This window comes from Streptosporangium sp. NBC_01639 (assembly GCF_045209755.1).
Classification (GTDB): Bacteria; Actinomycetota; Actinomycetes; order Streptosporangiales; family Streptosporangiaceae; genus Streptosporangium.
Window position 1 is genome coordinate 6188991 of record NZ_CP109272.1, and the last position, 18413, is coordinate 6207403.

15 protein-coding genes are annotated in these 18413 nt (G+C 70.4%); 8 read left to right on the top strand and 7 right to left on the bottom strand.

What is annotated here, in order from left to right; genetic code table 11:
• Positions 1-112 precede the first annotated feature (112 nt).
• On the top strand, positions 113-3796 hold the full coding sequence (gene smc, locus OHA77_RS28350) for a chromosome segregation protein SMC (RefSeq protein WP_406312457.1): 3684 nt from the start codon (positions 113-115) through the stop codon (positions 3794-3796).
• Positions 3797-3842: 46 nt separating this feature from the next.
• Positions 3843-5024, top strand: a complete 1182-nt coding sequence (ftsY, locus tag OHA77_RS28355; protein WP_326825144.1) for a signal recognition particle-docking protein FtsY — start codon at positions 3843-3845, stop codon at positions 5022-5024.
• A gap of 104 nt (positions 5025-5128) precedes the next feature.
• Here ftsY and OHA77_RS28360 read toward each other — a convergent pair whose 3' ends face one another.
• The 4 genes from OHA77_RS28360 to OHA77_RS28375 all read right to left on the bottom strand — a co-directional run bounded on the left by OHA77_RS28360 (position 5129) and on the right by OHA77_RS28375 (position 11530).
• Entirely contained in the window at positions 5129-8311 is a 3183-nt protein-coding gene (locus OHA77_RS28360; RefSeq protein WP_406312458.1) for a penicillin acylase family protein, read from the bottom strand.
• A 314-nt stretch (positions 8312-8625) separates the two neighbouring features.
• A complete protein-coding gene (locus tag OHA77_RS28365) occupies positions 8626-9408 on the bottom strand; it encodes an ABC transporter ATP-binding protein (RefSeq protein WP_406312459.1) in 783 nt (260 codons plus the stop codon).
• Positions 9405-10481 (bottom strand): FecCD family ABC transporter permease, encoded by a 1077-nt coding sequence (locus OHA77_RS28370; RefSeq protein WP_406312460.1) that lies wholly within the window; start codon positions 10479-10481, stop codon positions 9405-9407. Before OHA77_RS28370 ends, OHA77_RS28365 begins: the two co-directional genes overlap by 4 nt.
• A complete protein-coding gene (locus tag OHA77_RS28375; protein WP_406312461.1) occupies positions 10478-11530 on the bottom strand; it encodes a FecCD family ABC transporter permease in 1053 nt (350 codons plus the stop codon). Before OHA77_RS28375 ends, OHA77_RS28370 begins: the two co-directional genes overlap by 4 nt.
• A 99-nt stretch (positions 11531-11629) precedes the next feature.
• Between OHA77_RS28375 and OHA77_RS28380 the strand changes: the two genes are divergently transcribed.
• Together OHA77_RS28380 and OHA77_RS28385 are read left to right on the top strand one after the other, a co-directional pair.
• On the top strand, positions 11630-12640 hold the full coding sequence (locus OHA77_RS28380) for an ABC transporter substrate-binding protein (protein ID WP_406312462.1): 1011 nt from the start codon (positions 11630-11632) through the stop codon (positions 12638-12640).
• A gap of 926 nt (positions 12641-13566) precedes the next feature.
• On the top strand, positions 13567-14154 hold the full coding sequence (locus tag OHA77_RS28385; protein WP_406319887.1) for a sigma-70 family RNA polymerase sigma factor: 588 nt from the start codon (positions 13567-13569) through the stop codon (positions 14152-14154).
• Between the two features lie 40 nt (positions 14155-14194).
• Here the strand turns inward: OHA77_RS28385 and OHA77_RS28390 are convergent, their stop codons facing one another.
• Entirely contained in the window at positions 14195-15025 is an 831-nt protein-coding gene (locus OHA77_RS28390; protein ID WP_406312463.1) for an EamA family transporter, read from the bottom strand.
• Between the two features lie 85 nt (positions 15026-15110).
• Between OHA77_RS28390 and OHA77_RS28395 the strand changes: the two genes are divergently transcribed.
• The 3 genes from OHA77_RS28395 to OHA77_RS28405 all read left to right on the top strand — a co-directional run bounded on the left by OHA77_RS28395 (position 15111) and on the right by OHA77_RS28405 (position 17044).
• Complete coding sequence (locus OHA77_RS28395) at positions 15111-15686, top strand: helix-turn-helix domain-containing protein (RefSeq protein WP_406312464.1); 576 nt, start codon at positions 15111-15113, stop codon at positions 15684-15686.
• Between the two features lie 141 nt (positions 15687-15827).
• A complete protein-coding gene (locus OHA77_RS28400) occupies positions 15828-16133 on the top strand; it encodes a hypothetical protein (protein WP_326825136.1) in 306 nt (101 codons plus the stop codon).
• A gap of 47 nt (positions 16134-16180) precedes the next feature.
• The gene (locus OHA77_RS28405) at positions 16181-17044 is read left to right on the top strand and encodes a polysaccharide deacetylase family protein (RefSeq protein ID WP_406312465.1); all 864 of its coding nucleotides are present in this window, start codon (positions 16181-16183) and stop codon (positions 17042-17044) included.
• Between the two features lie 33 nt (positions 17045-17077).
• On the opposite strand, the gene OHA77_RS28410 is transcribed toward OHA77_RS28405, so the two are convergent.
• Complete coding sequence (locus OHA77_RS28410) at positions 17078-17326, bottom strand: DUF397 domain-containing protein (RefSeq protein ID WP_326825134.1); 249 nt, start codon at positions 17324-17326, stop codon at positions 17078-17080.
• Positions 17327-17362: 36 nt separating this feature from the next.
• On the opposite strand from OHA77_RS28410, the gene OHA77_RS28415 reads away from it, so the two are divergent.
• Positions 17363-17533: a hypothetical protein gene (locus OHA77_RS28415; RefSeq protein WP_406312466.1), complete on the top strand. Its 171-nt coding sequence runs from the start codon at positions 17363-17365 to the stop codon at positions 17531-17533.
• A gap of 107 nt (positions 17534-17640) precedes the next feature.
• Here the strand turns inward: OHA77_RS28415 and OHA77_RS28420 are convergent, their stop codons facing one another.
• Positions 17641-18300 (bottom strand): superoxide dismutase family protein, encoded by a 660-nt coding sequence (locus tag OHA77_RS28420; protein WP_406312467.1) that lies wholly within the window; start codon positions 18298-18300, stop codon positions 17641-17643.
• Positions 18301-18413: the final 113 nt, after the last annotated feature.

Here is an 18413-nt window from a genome sequence, read left to right on the forward strand (position 1 = left end):
CAGGGCAGGCCAGGTGAGCGACGAGGGAAGGCACCCGTCGCCGGCGCCCGGGCCGCGGCGCGCGGTGCGGCGCCCCGGTCGCCACCACACACCGGCAGGGGGGACCTTCCGTATGTACCTGAAGACCCTCACCCTGCGCGGTTTCAAATCCTTCGCCTCGGCCACCACCCTCCGCTTCGAGCCGGGCATCACCGCGGTCGTCGGCCCCAACGGGTCCGGCAAGTCCAATGTGGTCGACGCCCTGGCCTGGGTGATGGGCGAGCACAGCGCCAAGTCGCTGCGCGGCGGCAAGATGGAAGACGTGATCTTCGCCGGGACCTCCTCGCGGGCGCCGCTGGGCCGTGCCGAGGTCACGCTCACCATCGACAACACCGACGGCGCGCTCCCGATCGACTACAGCGAGGTCACGATCAGCCGCCTGATGTTCCGGGCGGGGCAGAGCGAGTACGCCATCAACGGCGACGTCTGCCGCCTGCTCGACATCCAGGAGCTGCTGTCCGACTCCGGTATCGGCCGCGAGATGCACGTCATCGTCGGGCAGGGGCAGCTCGACCAGGTGCTCCACGCCGGACCCGAGGAACGCCGCGCGTTCATCGAGGAGGCGGCGGGCGTCCTGAAGCACCGCAAGCGCAAGGAGAAGGCGCTGCGGAAGCTCGACGCGATGCAGGCCAACCTGACCCGGGTCCAGGACCTCGCCACCGAGCTGCGCCGCCAGCTCAAGCCGCTGGGCCGTCAGGCCGAGATCGCCCGCCGAGCCGCCGTCATCCAGGCCGACCTCCGCGATGCCCGGCTCCGGCTGCTCGCCGACGACGTGCTGACCCTGCGGACCACCCTGGAACGAGAGACCGCCGACGAGGCGGCCGTCCTCGCCCGCCGTACGGCGGTGGAGACCGAGTTGGAGCAGGGGCAGCTCACCGAGGCCGAGCTGGAGGCCGCCGAAGCCGAGGCGCAGCCGCGTCTCGCCGCCGCCCAGGAGACCTACTTCCGGCTCTCCTCGCTGCGTGAGCGCCTGCGGGGCCTGGCCGGGCTGGCCGCCGAGCGGCACCGCAACGCCACCGACACCGCCGTCGAGCGGCGCGGGCGCGACCCGGAGGACTTCGAGCGCGAGGCCGAGGAGGTCCGCGAGCAGGAGCGGGTCCTGGCCGAGCTGCTCGCCGAGGAACAGGAGTCACTGGCCCGGGCGGTGGCCGAGCGCACCGAGACCGAGGGCGCGCTGGCGGCCGAGGAGCGGCGGCTGGCCGCCCTGGCCAGAGCCGCCGCCGACAGGCGTGAGGGTCTGGCCAGGCTCCGCGGGCAGGTCGGAGCCGTACGCAGCCGCGCGGGGGCGGCAGAGGAGGAGATCGGCCGGCTGGCACGTTCTCTGGAGGAGGCCGAGCAGCGCGCCGAGCGCGCCCAGGCCGAGCACGACCGCCAGGAACAGGCCGACCCGGCGGCCGATCCCGCTCTCGCCGAGGAGCTGGAGATCTCCCTGGAGGCCGTGGAAGCGGCCCGGCAGACCGTCGAGACGGCCAGGGCCGTGGTGGAGGAGGCCAAGGCGGCCGTCACGGTCCCGAACTCGGCTCTCGGCGCCGCCAAGGCGGCTCTCGGTACGGCGCGCAAGGCAGACCAGGACGCACAGCGCCAGGTCGCCGCGCTGGAGGCCAGGTTCGAGGCGCTGGAGCTGAGCCTGGCCAGGGGCGCGGACGGCGGTGCGACGCTGCTCGCCGCCGATCTGGCCGGCGTGCTGGGCCCGGTGGCCACCATGCTGACCGTCCGGCCGGGCGCCGAGGTGGCCATCGCCACCGTGCTGGGCGCGGCGGCCGAGGCCGTGGCCGTGGAGTCCCTGCAGAGCGCGGCGGACGCCATCGACTTTCTCCGGGGCGCCGACGGCGGACAGGCCACCATGGTCATCGCCGCCGACGGCGGGCGGAGCCCGTCGGGACCGGTGCCGGTGTCCGGCGCCGAATGGGCTGTCGACCTGGTCACCGTCCCCGCCGAGCTGAGAGCCGCCACCGCACACCTGCTGGCGGGCGTGCTGGTCGTCGACGATCTGCCGACCGCCAGGAAGGCGGTCGACCAGCGGCCGGAGCTGCGGGCCGTCACCCGCTCCGGTGACCTGCTGGGCGCCTACGCCGCCAAGGGCGGTTCGGCCGGTGGCACGTCGGCGCTGCAGATGCGGGCCGCGCTGGACGAGGCGGCGGCCGATCTGACCATGGCCAGGTCGGCCGCCGAGCAGGCCGCGACGGCGATGGAGGAGGCCGCCGAGGCCGAGGGGGAGGCGCAGGCCGCGGTCGAGTCCGCCCAGGCGAAGGTGGCCGAGGCGCAGACGGGCGTGCAGACCGCGCAGGCCGGGGTCAACGCCGCGCAGGCCGCTCTGGACCAGGTCAGGGCCCGGCAGCGGGACGCCGACCAGCAGGTCGCCGCGGCGGCCAGGAGGCTCGCCCAGCTCGGTGCCGCGGCCAAGGCGGCCCGGGACGAGTGCGAGCGGCTGGCCGGAGGGGTCCGGGCGGCGCAGGAGGCACGCGACCGGGACGCGGCCGGGCTCACCGAGCTTGAGGAGCGGCTTGCCGCCGCGGAGGACACCGGAGACGCCGAGGACGAACCGACCACCGAGATCCGTGACGAGCTCGCCGAGATCTGCTCCGCGGCCCGGCAGTCGGAGATGGAGGCCCGGCTCGCCGTACGGACGGCCGAGGAGCGGGTCAAGAGCCTCGCGGGCAGAGCCGACGAGCTGGTGCGCGCGGCCGAGCGGGAGCGTGAGGAGCGGTCCCGGGCCGCCGACCGGCGCGAGCGGCGGCGCAGGCAGGCACAGGTGGCCCAGGCGGTGGTCCGGGGGACCGAGCTGACGCTGCGCACCCTGGAGGTGTCACTGGCCGGTGCCGCGGCCGAGCGTGACGAGGCCGAGCAGGCGCGCGGGCAGATCGACGCCTCGCTCAAGTCCGTCCGGCTCCGGGTGCGCGAGCTCTCCGGGGAGCTGGACAAGCTGGTCAACCGGGCGCACGGCAGCGAGGTGGCCAGGACCGAGCAGCGGATGCGCCTTGAGCAGCTCCACACCCGGGCGGTGGAGGAGTTCGGCGTCGAGTCCGACACCCTCATCGCCGAATACGGCCCGGATCAGCCGGTCTCCACCGCGGACGGCGACCCGGTGCCCTACGTCCGGGACGAGCAGCAGAAGCGAGCCAAGGCGGCCGACCGCCAGATGGCCCAGCTCGGCAAGGTCAACCCGCTGGCGCTGGAGGAGTTCGCCGCGCTGGAGGAGCGGCACGCCTTCCTCACCTCGCAGCTGGAGGACCTGAAGAAGACCCGGCGTGATCTCCTGCTCGTGGTGAAGGAGGTCGACGACCGGGTCGAGCAGGTGTTCACCGCCGCCTACCACGATGTGGCCCGCGAGTTCGAGACGATCTTCACGCGGGTGTTCCCCGGCGGTGAGGGCAGGCTGCTGCTCACCGACCCGGAGGACATGCTGACCACCGGGGTCGAGGTCGAGGCCCGGCCGCCGGGTAAGAAGGTCAAGCGGCTGTCGCTGCTGTCCGGCGGTGAACGGTCGCTGACCGCCGTCGCCTTCCTCGTCGCCATCTTCAAGGCGCGGCCCTCGCCGTTCTACGTCATGGACGAGGTCGAGGCCGCGCTGGACGACACCAACACCCAGCGTCTGCTGACCCTGTTCGAGGAGCTGCGGCAGACGTCGCAGATCATCATCATCACCCACCAGAAGCGCACGATGGAGATCGCCGACGCGCTGTACGGGGTGTCCATGCGGGGAGACGGCGTCACGCAGGTGATCAGCCAGCGCCTCAGGGAACACGACCCGGTCTGACACCGGGGGTCGGAGCATCCTGGGCCGTCTGGAAAACTATGGTCTTGTGGAAGCCTATCTCGGCATAATCGCGATCGTTCTCGTCGTCGCCCTGCTCGCGGCAGGCGGCATGTTCCTGCTGCTGCGGCCGCGAGGCCGGACGGCGCCGCCGCCGGTGACTCCGCCCGAGGTGCGGCCGATCCCCAAGGAGGAGGCGCCTCCCCGGGGGGCGACCGACGACGACGCGGCGACCACCACCCTGCCGCCTCCGCCGGCTCGGCCGGCCGAGCCGGTGGTCGTCCCCGGCCCGGTCATCGAGATCCCGCCGCCGTCCGCCGGCCGGATGGTACGGCTCCGCGCCCGGCTGGCCAGGTCGCAGAGCACCCTGGGCAAGGGCCTTCTCGACCTGCTCTCCCGGGATCGTCTCGACGACGACACCTGGGACGAGATCGAGGAGACCCTGATCACCGCCGACGTCGGCATCGCGCCCACGCAGGCGATGGTCGAGGATCTGCGCACCCGCGTGAAGGTGCTGGGTAGCCGGACGCCCGAGGAGGTGCGCCAGCTGCTCAAGGAGGAGCTGCTCACCCAGCTCGGCGCGGACCTGGACCGCACCCTGCACGTCTCGCCGCACGGTGAGCGTCCGGCGGTGGTGCTGGTGGTCGGCGTCAACGGCACGGGAAAGACCACCACGAGCGGCAAGCTGGCCCGTTCGCTGATCGGTGACGGCAACAAGGTCGTGCTCGGCGCGGCCGACACCTTCCGTGCCGCCGCCGCCGACCAGCTGCAGACCTGGGGAGACCGGGTCGGAGCCGAGGTCGTGCGCGGTCCGGAGGGGGGCGACCCCGCCTCGATCGCCTTCGACGCCGTCGCCAAGGGCATCCAGGACAAGGTCGACGTGGTGATCGTCGACACCGCCGGGCGGCTGCACACCAAGACCGGTCTGATGGACGAGCTCGGCAAGGTCAAGCGCGTCATCGAGAAGAAGGCCACGGTGGACGAGGTCCTGCTCGTCCTCGACGCCACCACCGGTCAGAACGGCATGCGCCAGGCCCAGGTGTTCGCCGAGGTCGTCAACATCACCGGCATCGCCCTGACCAAGCTCGACGGCACCGCCAAGGGCGGCATCATCATCTCCGTCCAGCGGGAGCTGGGCGTCCCGGTCAAGCTGGTCGGTCTCGGCGAGGGCCCCGACGACCTGGCCCCGTTCGACCCCGAGGTCTTCGTCGACGCGCTCCTCGGAGACTGAGCCCACCCCGGGAGCCGGACCCGTCTTCTCCCGGAAGCCGGCCTGAGTTCGCGGAATGCCGGGACGTCCCTCCGGTCAGGGGCGTCCCGGCATTCCGGGTCGGCTCACCGGGAGTAGACCTCCATCTCGTAGAGGGAGTAGCCGTAGGAGGTCGCGCGCGTGGTGCCCTGCATGCGGACGTAGCGGGCGGTGACCGGGTTGAACGTGATGTTGTCCACACCGCCGTTCCCGGTGGTCGTGGAGAAGACGGTGCTCCAGGTGGAGCCGTCGGACGATGTCTGGATCGAGTACGCCGACCCGTAGGCCGCCTCCCAGCGCAGTACGGTCCGGGCCACGGTCCTGGCGGACCCGAGGTCGACCTGGAGATACTGGTTGTCGCCGGCCGCGCTCGACCAGCGGGTCGTCGGATCCCCGTCGACGGCCTTGCCCGCCGGGTAGAGAAGGACGAACTCCGAACTGGACGCCTTCGCCGTGCCTCCGACCGCGAAGTTGGTGATCGTGTCACCCCGGTGAGCGGGGAAGGACACGACCTGCTGGTAGGTCGGCCGGTTCTGCCAGGAGATCAGCGACTGCTTGATCCCGCCGAGCGGTGAGTGCCGGATGGAGTCGGCGCACCACTGGTCGCCCGCCGAGCACGCGTCGTCGGCCGGGTAGGTGGTCGTCGCGGGTTCGGTGAGCGCCGCCGACAGGCTGTTCAGCAGGACCGTACGGCAGCCCGCCACCGTGCCGTTCCCGCAGTACCTGACGGGCAGCGGGCCGGAGACCGGATCGCCGAGCACAGTCCGGATGTCCTTGCTCACGTAGCCCCACCAGCCGTACTGGAACGACGAGCCCTTGTGCGCCTGGGCCTCGTTCGCGGAGCCGGGCAGGCTGGAGACGTCGCCCTGCTGGTGGCCGGAGGGGGACTCGTTGATCTGGATGGCGTTGACCAGAGACTGGTAGAGGCCGTCACCCAGGCCGGGCTTGAACTGCGCCTGGACGAGCTTCGGCCACCACGCGTCGAACGCGCGGATCGCGTCGGCGTCGGCGTAGGCCTTGCTGCCCGGGGAGGTTTCGCGCCTCCTGGCCCCCGACGACGCCCAGGCGGACAGTTTGGAGACCGCCGAGGCGAGAGCGGGGTCGGTCACCGCACTGCTGTTGATCACTCGGAGCAGGTCGGGCAGGACCTTCCGGCCGCGCAGGTCGGTCGTGGCGGCCTCGGCCATGATCTTCACGGTGCCCGCCCGGTCGAGTTTGCCGGGTCCGGCCAGGGCCGCCTTGACCGGGGCGTCCAGCAGGTCGGCGCGGTGGACCGGGCCGAAGCTGAAGTTGCCGTCCGCGGCGCCGTAGTCCTTGGCCTGCTTGTTGTTCCAGCTGACGTAGTAGTCCTGGTCGGCCGACTGCGGGTGGGTGGCGGGGGCGGTGTAGGTCGCGGTGTTGGCGGCCGGGTCGAAGCCCGCCCACTCGTGGGCCGCGTCGGCCGTCATCGGGAGGTTCGGGTCGGACACCGCGGATCTCACCGGGGTGTTGCCCGACATGAAGTAGGCCGCGTCGGAGGAGCTGACGTAAAACCAGTTGAAGGCGAAGCCGATGGTTGCGGCCGCGTTCCTGAACGCCGCCGCGTCACCCATCTGGGCGGGTTCGTTGAACATCTGGAACCCGATGGCCGAGTCGGCCTCGTGCCGGTAGGTCGACCGCAGGGTGGCGAAGGCGGTGGGCTGCCCGTTGACGGTGCCGCGCCAGCTCACCAGGCCGTACTTCGTGCGTTTTATCACGAGGTCGTATGAACCGGCGGCGGTGGAGTCGGCGACGGTGGGCTTCCACGTGTTGGTCTTCTTCAGCGTCTCCATCGCCGTGCAGGTGCCGTGGTAGAGGTAATGCTCCGACGCCGTGGTCGCCGGGCCGCCGCCGGGCTCGCACAGTTGGAGGGCGTAGGTGTCGGTGATGTCCTGGCCGCTGGAGGTCGCGCTCCAGGCGTAGTCCGTGCCCCGGCCGAGCAGCACGTAGAGGTTGAGCCCGGAGAAGGCCGCGCCCCGCGCCCGGATACCGGGGCCGGAGAGCTCCTCCAGCATGAGGAGCTGGGGGGCGAAGTATCCCGTCTGCGGACCGAACACCGCGACCGGGTGCCCGGAGGCCGACTCGGCCGCCGAGACCACCACCGCGTTGGACATACCGGGCTTGGAGTTGTCGACGAGCAGGCCGTCCAGCACGCCCCTGGTGGCCGAGACCGAGGTGGTGGCCGATCCGCGCTCGTTCTGGGTGATGTCCACCGGCGCTGTCGCCGGATCGGGGAGGACCGTCCCGGTGGCGCCGGACACGTTCCCGGAGGGGAAGCTCTGGCCGCCGTGCAGGGTGAGCGTGGCCTCCGGGTCGTTCTGCGCCCGGAAAGCCGCCCAGGCCAGGTCGCCGGCCGCCGTGCCGTACTTGGCCCGTGCCGCGACCCGTACCAGCGCGGACTGCATCTCCGCCCCGCCACCGCCGCCGAACAGGCCGCCGATCACCCCGGAGACCGAGACCAGGTCGGTCAGGGTGAAGTCCTCGGGTCCGCCGGCGTTGGTGATCGCGTCGAGATGCCCGGTCAGGACGTACTCGCCGGGGCAGTTCCGGTCGGCCATGCAGCGGTCGATGTAGGCGTTGATCCCGCTCACGTAGTTCTGCACGTCGGCGTAGAGCTGCGCCCCCCGCGGGCTGGAGTCCCGGAGCCTGGTGATCTGTGCCTGCAGGTCCGCCTCGGTGTAGGGGGAGTTGCGCCAGACGCTCTGCTCCAGCGCGCGGTTGCCGGGCGCGCCGCCGGCGAACGGCGTCAGCTCGCCGCGGCCGACGTGCCGCATCAGGTCCATCACCCACAGGCGGTCCTGTGCTCCGGCGTACCCGGCGCCGAACATCGTCCCTTCCCGGGTGGTCCCGGTGATGTGCGGGACGCCGGTGGCCCTGTCGCGGACGATCGTCACGTCCGACCGGGGGCTTGTCGTGCTCTCCACCTGACCCGCCGGCACGCCGAACGAGCTGTCGTTGAAGAACGTGGTGATCTGGTCCTCGGTCAGGCCGGTGTAGCCGGAGATGAGATTGGCGTACTTGCCGAGCTGGTCGTCGCTGTGGCGGGGCTTCGTCCCCGCCGCCTGGTTGGCGAGGATCTCGACCAGGGTCGCGTTGCCGTTCTCGCCGGGCGTCATGACGTCGGCGCACTGGCCCAGGCAGTAGTCGTCGGTGGTGAAGGTGGCTGCGGATGCGGGCACGACGGGGGATGCCAGCGCGAAGATCGCGAGCGCTGAGGCCGCTGTGATCGTCCGCCGGAGACGTGCGTGCATGTGAGAACCCCCAAAACATGAGGCGCACTCGAATGTTGGGAGGAACATACGCTCGGACCAACAGCGGATCAAGGGCCGCCGCGATAATCGCCGCATCCGGTCCTGACTCGGCGTCAGGCCGCCGGTTGCGGGGCCGCCGGCGGGTGCGGGAGCGTCCGTCGCCTCCCACGGGGCGGCGCCGTCCCTTCCCATGACGCGGGTGGGGTCTCGTGCCTGGAGGGTGACGGAGGCCGGTTCCCGTGACGCGGGCGAGTCCGTGCCCGGACGGTGACGGAGGTCGGTTCCCGTGACGCGGGTGGGGGTCCCGCGACCGGTCAGTGCCGGATGCCGACCGGGACGACCAGTGGAGTCCCGGCCACCGGGTCCTCGATCACCTTGGCGTCGAGGTCGAAGACCTCCGCGAGGAGGGGCTCGGTGAGCACGTCGTGCGGCGGTCCGGCGGCGATGATCCTGCCGTCGCGCATGGCCACCAGGCGGTCGGCGTAGCGGGCGGCCAGGTTGAGGTCGTGCAGGACCATGACGACGGTACGGCCGTGCTCACGGTGGAGCCTGCGGACCAGTTCCAGGACCTCGACCTGGTGGGCCAGGTCGAGGAAGGTCGTCGGCTCGTCGAGCAGCAGCAGGTCGGTGCCCTGGGCCAGGGCCATCGAGATCCACGCCCGCTGGCGCTGCCCGCCGGACAGCTCGTCCAGCGGACGCTCCGCCAGGTCCAGCAGGCCGGTCATGGACAGCGCCTCATTGACCGCGGCCTCGTCGTCGGACGACCACTGCCGGTACCACGTCTGATGCGGATGCCGTCCCCTGGTCACCAGGTCGGCCACGGTCAGCCCTTCCGGGGCAGTCGGCGCCTGCGGCAGCACGCCCAGGACCTTGGCGACCTCTTTCGTGGGCATCTTGTCGATGCGCTTGCCGTCCAGCAGCACCTCGCCGCCCGAGGGCCGCAGCAATCGTCCCAACGCGCGCAGCAGGGTGGACTTGCCGCACCCGTTCGGCCCGATGATCGTGGTCACCGTCCCGGGCTCGATCCCGAGGTCGAGCCCTTCGACGATCACGCGGTCGCCGTAGCCGAGCTTGACGTCGACGGCCTGTAGTCTCACGATCGTCCCTTTCTGCGTACACGGATCAGGAGATAGATCAGGTAGGGAGCACCGAGGACCGCGGTGACCACACCCACCGGCAGTTCGGCGGGGCTGAACAGGGTCCGTGCGATCAGGTCGGCCGCGGCGGTGAGCACGGCTCCGGCGAGGGCCGAGACGACCAGCGGCGGCTGGGCCACCCCGGCCAGCCGCAGCGCGATCTGCGGAGCCGCCAGGGCGACGAACGCGATGGGCCCGGCCGCGGCGGTGGCCACCGCTGCGAGCAGGACGGCGGCGAGGATCATCAGGCCCCTGGCCAGGTTCATCCGGATCCCCAGCCCGGTCACGGTGTCGTCGCCGAAGCGCAGCGCGCCGAGCGAGCGGGTGCCGACCAGCGCGGGCGGGACGAGCACGGCGAGTGCGAGCGTGACCGGGACGACGTGCTCCCAGCCCCGGCCGTTCAGCGAACCACTGATCCAGACCATGGCCCGGCTGCTGTCGGTGACGTCCCCGATCGTCAGCAGCCAGTATTTGACGTTGGTGAACACCGCCGAGACACCGATGCCGACCAGCACCAGGCGGTAACCGTCCAGTCCCTTGCGCCAGGCCAGCAGATAGACGGCCAGTGCCCCGATGAGGCCGCCCAGCAGGGCGGTGAGGGGGACGCCCACGGAGGCCAGGGTGCCGCTGGCCCCGCCCGCCGTGCTTCCGGCGGTCACGATGGCCGCGACCACGGCCACGCTGGAGCCGGTGGTGACGCCGAGGATGTCGGGACTGGCCAGTGGGTTGCGGGCGATGGCCTGGGTGATCGCGCCGGCCAGGGCGAGGGCCGCGCCGACGAGGACGCCGGTCAGGGCGCGGGGGAGCCGGAGCTCCATCACGACGAAGTGGTTCGAGCCGTCGCCGGTGATCGCCTGGAACACCTCGGGGACGCTCATCGGGATGTCGCCGATGCGCATGCCGAGTGCCATCAGCAGCACCGCGGCGGCCAGCAGGATCAGCGCCACGACGACGGAACGCACCCGCAGCAGCCAGGAGGCCGAGCCGGCCCGCAGCGGCCGTTCGTGCGTGAGCCGTACGGAGGGAGAGGTCACAGGCGGATCGGCTTTCTGCGACGGACCAGGGCGACGAAGAATGGCGCGCCGAGCAGGGCGAGCACGACACCGACCTCCAGTTCGCCGGGACGGGCGACCATCCGGCCGACCACGTCGGCGCCGAGCAGGGCGGCGGCGCCGATCAGTCCGGAGTACGGCAGCAGCCACCGGTGATCCGGCCCGGACAGCGGGCGGGCCAGGTGCGGGACCATCAGGCCGAGGAAGGCCAGCGCGCCGCAGGCCGCGACGGAGGCCCCGCTGAGCAGCGTGATCGCGGTCACGCCGACGGTCCGGGTGAGGGTGACGTTCTGACCGAGGGAACGGGCGACGTCCTCGCCGAGGGAGAGCGCGTTGAGGCCGGGCGCGTTGACCATGGCCAGGACCAGGCCGACGGCGATGAACGGAAGCACCTGCCAGACGACGTCGGTGCCCCGCCCCGCGATCGAGCCCGACTGCCAGAAGCGGAAGACGTCCATGGCCTGCTGATCCATCAGGACCAGCGCCGAGGTGAGGGCGTAGAGGAAGGCACTGACCGCGGTGCCCGCGAGGGCCAGCGTCACGGGGGTGGGGGCGCCGCGCCCGCCGGCCATGCCGAGGGCGAAGACCCCCACGCTGGCGACCAGCGCTCCGGCCAGGCCGAACCAGATGTAGCCGTACAGATTGGTGACGCCGAGCACGATGATGCTGAGCACCATCGCGAACGCGGCGCCCTGGGTGACGCCGAGGAGCCCGGGATCGGCCAGCGGGTTGCGGGTGTGGCCCTGCATGAGCGCGCCCGCGACGCCGAGCGCGATCCCGGCCAGCACGCCGACGGCGGTCCTGGGGATGCGCAGCGACCTGATGACGATGTCGTTCTCGGTGCCTGTCGGACCGGTCAGCGCGTGCCACACGTCGTTCAGCGGGACCGGCTTCGCACCGATCGCAAAGCTCAGTACGATCGTCACCAGGAGGGCGCCGAGCAGCACGGCCAGCACGGCCAGGCGCTTCCTTCCGGACTTTCGAGGCCTGCCGGGCGGCAATGGCCGCGCGGTGGCTACCGCGGTGCTCACCCGTTTTCCTCCCTCATTTGCCGGATCCTGGATAAGTATGTCAGTTTAGGTATGGCTAAGCTAAATTAGGTTGGCCTTACTTTGAAGGGGATCCTTGAAATGAGAGCGTTGCGCGCCCTGACCGCCGGGGTGGCGGGAGCCGTACTCGCCGTCGGCCTCGCCGCCTGCGGGTCGAGCACTCCCAGCCCGGCGGCCGGTGCCGGTGACACGACCGCCGCACCGGCGGCGAGCGGCGCGACGGCGTTCCCCCGCACGGTGAAGCACGCCATGGGCGAGACGAGCATCCCGGCCCAGCCCAAGAGGGTCGTGGCCCTCGACCAGAGCTTCGTGGACGCGGTGCTGACCCTGGACACCGACGTCGTCGGCTTCACCACCTACCGGGCGATCGATGAGAAGCTTCCCGACTATCTGGCTCCGGTCCTCGGCCACGCCAAGGAGGCCAAGCCGGTCGGCACCCTGGAGCAGCCGAGCCTGGAGCAGATCATCGCGCTCAAGCCCGACCTGATCGTCTCTGCCAAGGTCCGCCATGAGGCGCTGTACGACAAGCTGTCGCAGATCGCGCCGACGGTGTTCAGCGAGACCACGGGTGCCATCTGGAAGGAGAACCTCCGGCTCGTGGGGCAGGCCCTGGGCAAGGAGGACCTCGCCGATCAGAAGATCACGGCATATCAGGACCGTGCCGCCACGATCGGGGCGTCCATCAAGGCCAAGGACGGCGCGCTGCCCACCGTCTCGGTGGTCCGCTTCGCCGGTGAGCCGACCGTCCGCCTCTACGTGGAGAACTCCTACTCCGGCCTGGTGCTGAAGGACGTCGGGTTCCCCCGCCCCGAGGGGCAGCCGACCACCACCGAGACGATCGCCGTGAACATCAGCCAGGAGAACATCTCCCAGCTCGACGCCGACCACATCTTCGTCGCGGCCTACGCCGACCCGGCGGTCGAGCCGATCAAGAAGAAGTTCGAGGCCAACCCGCTCTGGGACAAGCTCAAGGGCACCAAGCACGACGTGGCCGACGTCACCTGGATGACTGCCGTCGGCATCCAGGGCGCCCACGCCATCCTCGACGACCTCGCCACCACCTTCGAGGTCGATCCGGCGAAGGCGGCCTGACCCGTCCGGTCACAGGCGGCCGGGGACACTCCAGGAGTGTCCGACCCGGCCGCCTGTGCCGTGCAAGCGGTCTGACGGCGCAGGTGGCGGGACCCTCCGTTGAGGATCCCGCGCCGAGTTTCCCGCTTCTTTCAGGCACCCGGTCAAAGCGGACTAAAGTCAGGGCCATGGTGACTCACCGCTCAGCGGTCCTACCGGCAGACCCGGAATTTCCCGGTACGTGTCTATGTGGACATCCGGCCGACTTCGTGATCCAGACCACCTGGTTCTCCGGCCGTCGCTCCCTCGACCCCGTGTGCGGTCCCCACGTCTCCGAGGTCGTGGACGCCATCGCCAGGAAGAACGCGCAGCGGGACGGCGCCTGACGGGATCGAGGCTGGAGCCGGGTGGGGAGGGACCTCGGCTCCTCCGGGTGGGGGCGCCGTCCGGTCCGCGTTCGGCGGTCGATGCCCTGGATACGGGAGCCGGGGAGGGAACCGGGCGGGTGGCCGGACTCGTCCTTCGGATAGAGGTTTACCTCCCGCCGCGGGGGAAGCGGGAAGACGTGAAGATGAGTGTCGCAGCGCCGATGAGCGGCGGCCCCGACTCGGCGGATGGCCTCGGCCACCTACGGGCGGGTTCCGAGGTCGTGTCGATCCATGGATTCCATGGCGCAAAGCTACCGCTAGCTGGGGTTATGTGATGATGGACACACGATCGGTGAATTTTGGAGGGAGATGTTACGCTAATGAGACTTGTCTGGCTGTGGGGCGTGTTGCACCCGCCATCGGCTCAGCGACCATCTGCCCCCCTGACCAGCCATGACCGCTCTTAACGGCACCTTTACGGAGAGCCTGCGAGCATGCCATAAGCCGTCGGGAAGGGTACGTCATGCCTGTGCCGGCCGGTGACGGGGGGAACAGTACGAGGGGGAACGCGTGATCACGATGACCGAAGAGCAGCGCCAGGACTGGTTCGAGCGCGACGTCGTGCCGGTCACCAACCAGCTCTACGCGTCTGCGATGCGTCTGACCCGCAACTCCGCCGACGCCGAGGACCTCGTCCAGGAGACCGTCACCAAGGCGTTCGCCTCCTACCACCAGTTCCGTGAGGGCACCAACCTCAAGGCGTGGCTGCACCGCATCCTCACCAACAACTTCATCAACGACTACCGCAAGAAGCAGCGTTCGCCCAAGCTCTCGGCCACCGAGGAGGTCGAGGACTGGCAGCTCGCCGCCGCCGAGTCCCACATGTCCTCCGGGCTCAAGTCCGCCGAGACCGAGGCTCTGGAGCAGCTTCCCGACAGTGCCGTGATGAACGCGCTGCGCTCCCTGCCCGAGGACTTCCGGGTCGCGGTCTACCTGGCCGACGTGGAGGGCTTCGCCTACAAGGAGATCGCCGAGCGGATGGGCACGCCCATCGGCACGGTCATGTCCCGCCTGCACCGGGGCCGCCGTCAGCTCCGGACCATGCTTGAGGACTACGCCGTCGAAGAGGGCGGGTTCCGGATCCCCGCGCAGCCGCAGGCCGCCTGACTCCCCGCTCTTCCCGCCCCGCGGGACGTGTCCGGGTCCTTCAGCTCGCCGCTATCAGCGCCACGGCGGCGAGCGTGCAGCCGATTCCCACCAGTTGGACCGTGTTGAGCCGCTCGCCCAGCACCTGACGGGCCAGCAGCAGGGTGCTCGCCGGATAGAGGGAGACCACGACGGCCACGAGACTCAGCATGCCGCGCTGCTGGGCGAGCATGAAGAGCACGTTGGCGACCATGTCGAGGCTCCCGGCGGCGACGATGATGTGCAGAGCGCCCGGACCGGGCCGCAGCGTGCGGCGGGTGCCCAGGGCCAGCAGGGCGATGACGGTGATCGAAACCAGCCGCGCGCCGAACAGCGGCCACATGCCGCTGTCGTCGGGAGCCTGCGACAGCAGGACGAAGAAGCCTCCGAAACCCGCCCCCGCGGCGAGCGCGGCCAGGACCGGGCCGCGGCCGGCCGCCGCAGGTGAGGAGTCGCGGCTGATCAGCAGGATGGCGGCCAGGGCGAGTGCCACGCCGCCCAGCGCCATCGGTTCCGGCCGGTCCCCGGTGGCCAGTCCGAACACCACGGGCAGCGCGGCCGAGGTGGTCGCGGTGATGGGCGCCACCACCGACATCACGCCGGTGGCGAGCGCCCGGTAGAACAGCACCAGCCCGACAGTGCCGGACAATCCGGCCGCCACCCCCCAGGCCAGTCCTCGTATGGTGAGGGCCCCCGGCAGGAACGGCAGAAGCGCGGTCACGAGTGCCAGGCCGGCCGTCTGAGCGAGCACCACCACGGCCAGCACCCGCGAGCGCCGGGTGGCCAGGCCGCCGAAGAAGTCCGCGGTGCCGTACACCACCGCGCAGACCGTCGCCAGCACCACAGCGCTCATCCTTCACCCCAGTTCAATAGATTGAACTCCTAGTACATCAGATGGAGGGCACTCCACTGCAAATCCAGTTCACTAGACTGGACTCATGGATCCAGAGACGATCACTGCGGCGGTCGCCAGCAACGTCCGGGCCCAGCGGGCCCACCGGCGGATGACGCTCGACGAGCTTGCCGCACGCTCGGGGGTGAGCCGGGGCATGCTCATCCAGGTCGAGCAGGGGCGGACCAACCCCAGCATCAACACGCTCACCCGCATCGCCGACGCGCTCGGCGTGACGGTCGCGCGGATGGTGGAGGTCTCCGACACCCCCGTCGTCCAGGTCGTCCACGCCGCCGACGTCGTCACCTTCCCGCACGGCGAGGCGAGTTCCGCGCGGCTGCTGGTCGGCACCGACTCGCCGTCCATCCTGGAACTGTGGGACTGGCGTCAGGCCCCGGGCGAGCACTATGACGGTGACGCCCACCCGCCGGGCACCCGCGAGATGCTGACCGTCCTCGCCGGGGAGCTGACCCTGTCGGTGTACGGCGCGAGCCACGTCGTCCGGGTGGACGACGCGGTGGTGTTCAGTGCCGACCGGCCGCACAGATACGCCAACCACGGAGACGTGCCGCTGCGCTTCACCATGGTGGTCACGGAGCCTCAGGGGACTCCCGACCAATAGTGTTGAACGGCTTTCCGACCACAAGCCGAAGCCGCATCATTACACTATGTCGCTTTCGGTCTTCCGTATCGGCGTGTCGACTCCGCCGGGCCGCGAACACGTGCCCAGCCGCACTCGTCCATCTGACACACGAGGTGACCGGTGAGCGAGCCCCAGGCCGCGATAGACCGGCTCCGCATCGAGCTGAAAGAGCTCGGCGTGACCGGTGTCCATGAGGTGGGGGACGACGGAATCCTGTCCGTATGGATAGGGCTGGTCATACGTTTCAGAGACGGTTTCTACCGTTGGCAGGAAGGTCAGGTAAAACGTCGGCATCTGGGTACGGATCCCGGTGGATGTGCCGTTCGGGTGGCGCGTCGATACACCGAATTACAGGGCGATGTCCCATCCTGGTGGGAGGACCTGGCCAAGATCTTGCGGGGTGACGCGGCTGAGGATTATCCGTAGCCCCGCGCTGCTTTCTTGGGGGAAGCATGCGGCTATGGATCGTTCCGATGGCTCTGATCCTGGCTCTCGGCGGATGCGCCCCTCCCATCGCCCGGATGAGGTCCCAGGACGTTCCGCCGGCCCCTCCCGCACTCACCCCTCCGCGGGTCGACCCCAGGGCGCTGGCCGAGAAGCTGACCGCGATCCAGCCCCAGTGGCCCGGGAACGGGCATCCCGCCTCCCCGGCGGAGCGCCACATCGACTGCAGGAAGGTCCGGTGCGTGGCCCTGACCTATGACGACGGCCCGGGACCGTACACCGGGCGACTGCTCGACGTCCTCGCCGAATACCACGCCAGGGCGACCTTCTTCGTGATCGGCCAGATGGTGGCGGCGGACGGCCCGCTCACCCTCCGCCGGATGGTGAGCGAAGGGCACGAGATAGGCAACCACACCTGGAGCCACGCCCAGCTCACCGCGCTGTCGGACGCCGGGGTCAGGGGCGAGCTGAGCCGCACCCAGCAGATCGTCCACCACGCGACCGGCCGCTGGATGAGCCTCATGCGCCCGCCGTACGGAGCGACCAACCAGCGCGTCACCGCGGTGGCCCGCCGCAAGGGCCTCGCCCAGATCCTGTGGAGCCTCGACACCATGGACTGGCGCGACCGCGACAGTCTGGTCGTCATCCAGCGTGCGAGCCGCGCCGCGCGGGGCTCCGTCGTGCTCATGCACGATATCCACCCCACCACCGTCGAGGCCGCTCCCCAGGTGCTGGAGCGGCTCACCGCCGCCGGCTACACGTTCGTGACACTTTCCGAGATGTACGGCAAGGCGCTCACCCCGGGCAGGGAGTATTTCGGAGACACCGAACTCGACCGGCGGACCGCGGGCGAGCGCCGGGAATCCATCCGGTTGAGGAACACCGGATCGTGAAAACCCGGGGGACCTGCCCGCGGGAATCGAATGTCAGGGAACGGTCAGCGGCGCAAGGTGGAATTCAGATGTCTTCACGCGGTCGATGAAGGAATTCCACTCGACCAGGTCGAAGTAGAGGACGGGGCCGGACGGGTCTTTGCTGTCGCGCACGGCATGGGTGGCGCCCTGCTTGTGCACCGGCCGGTAGGAGGTGTCCTCGAGCGCGGCGACCTCGACGCAGTCGCCGCCGTTGCTGCCGCTGAGGCTCGATTTCCGCCACGCGAGATCGTTCGAGTCCATCTCTCCTCTGCCATTCTCTCGTTGAGGGCCGTTGGCATGCTGGGCGGTGACGTCTCGACGGAGATGACCTCGAATGGCCAGACCGTTTTCGCGATCGCCGGCATGCCGCCGGTGGTGAAGTCCGTGAAGGGCCGTGTCTGGATACGCTACCCCGGTAACCATTTCAAAGCGGCGGAAAATCTCATCTGCTTGGGCGCGATGCGCTGATCCGCACCGATACGTTCATCCCGGCGGCGGCCACCGGACGTGGACGCTCAGGAAAGCCCGCGATCGCGGTCATGACGCGTCGGTCGCGGGCCTCCCGATCCGGGCTGCTACTGCGCGCTGATCACGCCGCAGGCGATACGGGCACCGGAGTCGCCGGTCTTGAGCGTTTCGGCGTCCGGGCCGGGCGAGCCGTTGACGCCGTAGCGTTCGGGAATGTTGGCCTGATTGTCCGGCCGGGCGTGGATGACGATGGACGTGCCGTTCCCGGTGAGGAGCTGCCGCACCTGGAAACGGTCGGTCACGGCGGTGGCCCTACCGGCGCCGTCCTTGCCGACCAGGAGGGACGGCAGGTCACCGGAGTGGCCGGGGTGCGAGTCCGAGCCGGGGTTGAGGTGGACGCCCGCGCTGAAGAACGGGCTGCCGGTGGCGGGATCGGTCGACTTGGGATCGCAGACGCCCTTGTTGTGGATGTGGAAGCCGTGGAATCCCGGTGGCAGTCCCCTGACGGCGACCCTGATCCGGGTCTTGCCGTCCCTGCTGTCGACGCGCATCATGCCGACGACGTTGCCCTGGACGTCCTTGATGAGGGCACGTGCCGAGTCGGCCTGGCCCGGCGGCGTGGACGGTTCCGGCGGGCCGGACGGCTCGGGCGGGGGCGACACGGACGTGCCGGGCGGGGCGGGCGGCGGCGTCGGTGTGGCCGCGGCGGTGCCCCCGACACCGGCCACACCCGCGCTGAGCGCGATCGCCAATGCCAGGTGAGGCATGGGAAGCATGAGATCCCCCCGTACGTTTCGCGGCCCCGTCATGTGGGAGCCTGGATGGTTTCTCCTCTTCCGAGTATCGGACGGCGGCTGTTTCACCTGGACAGGAGGGGTGA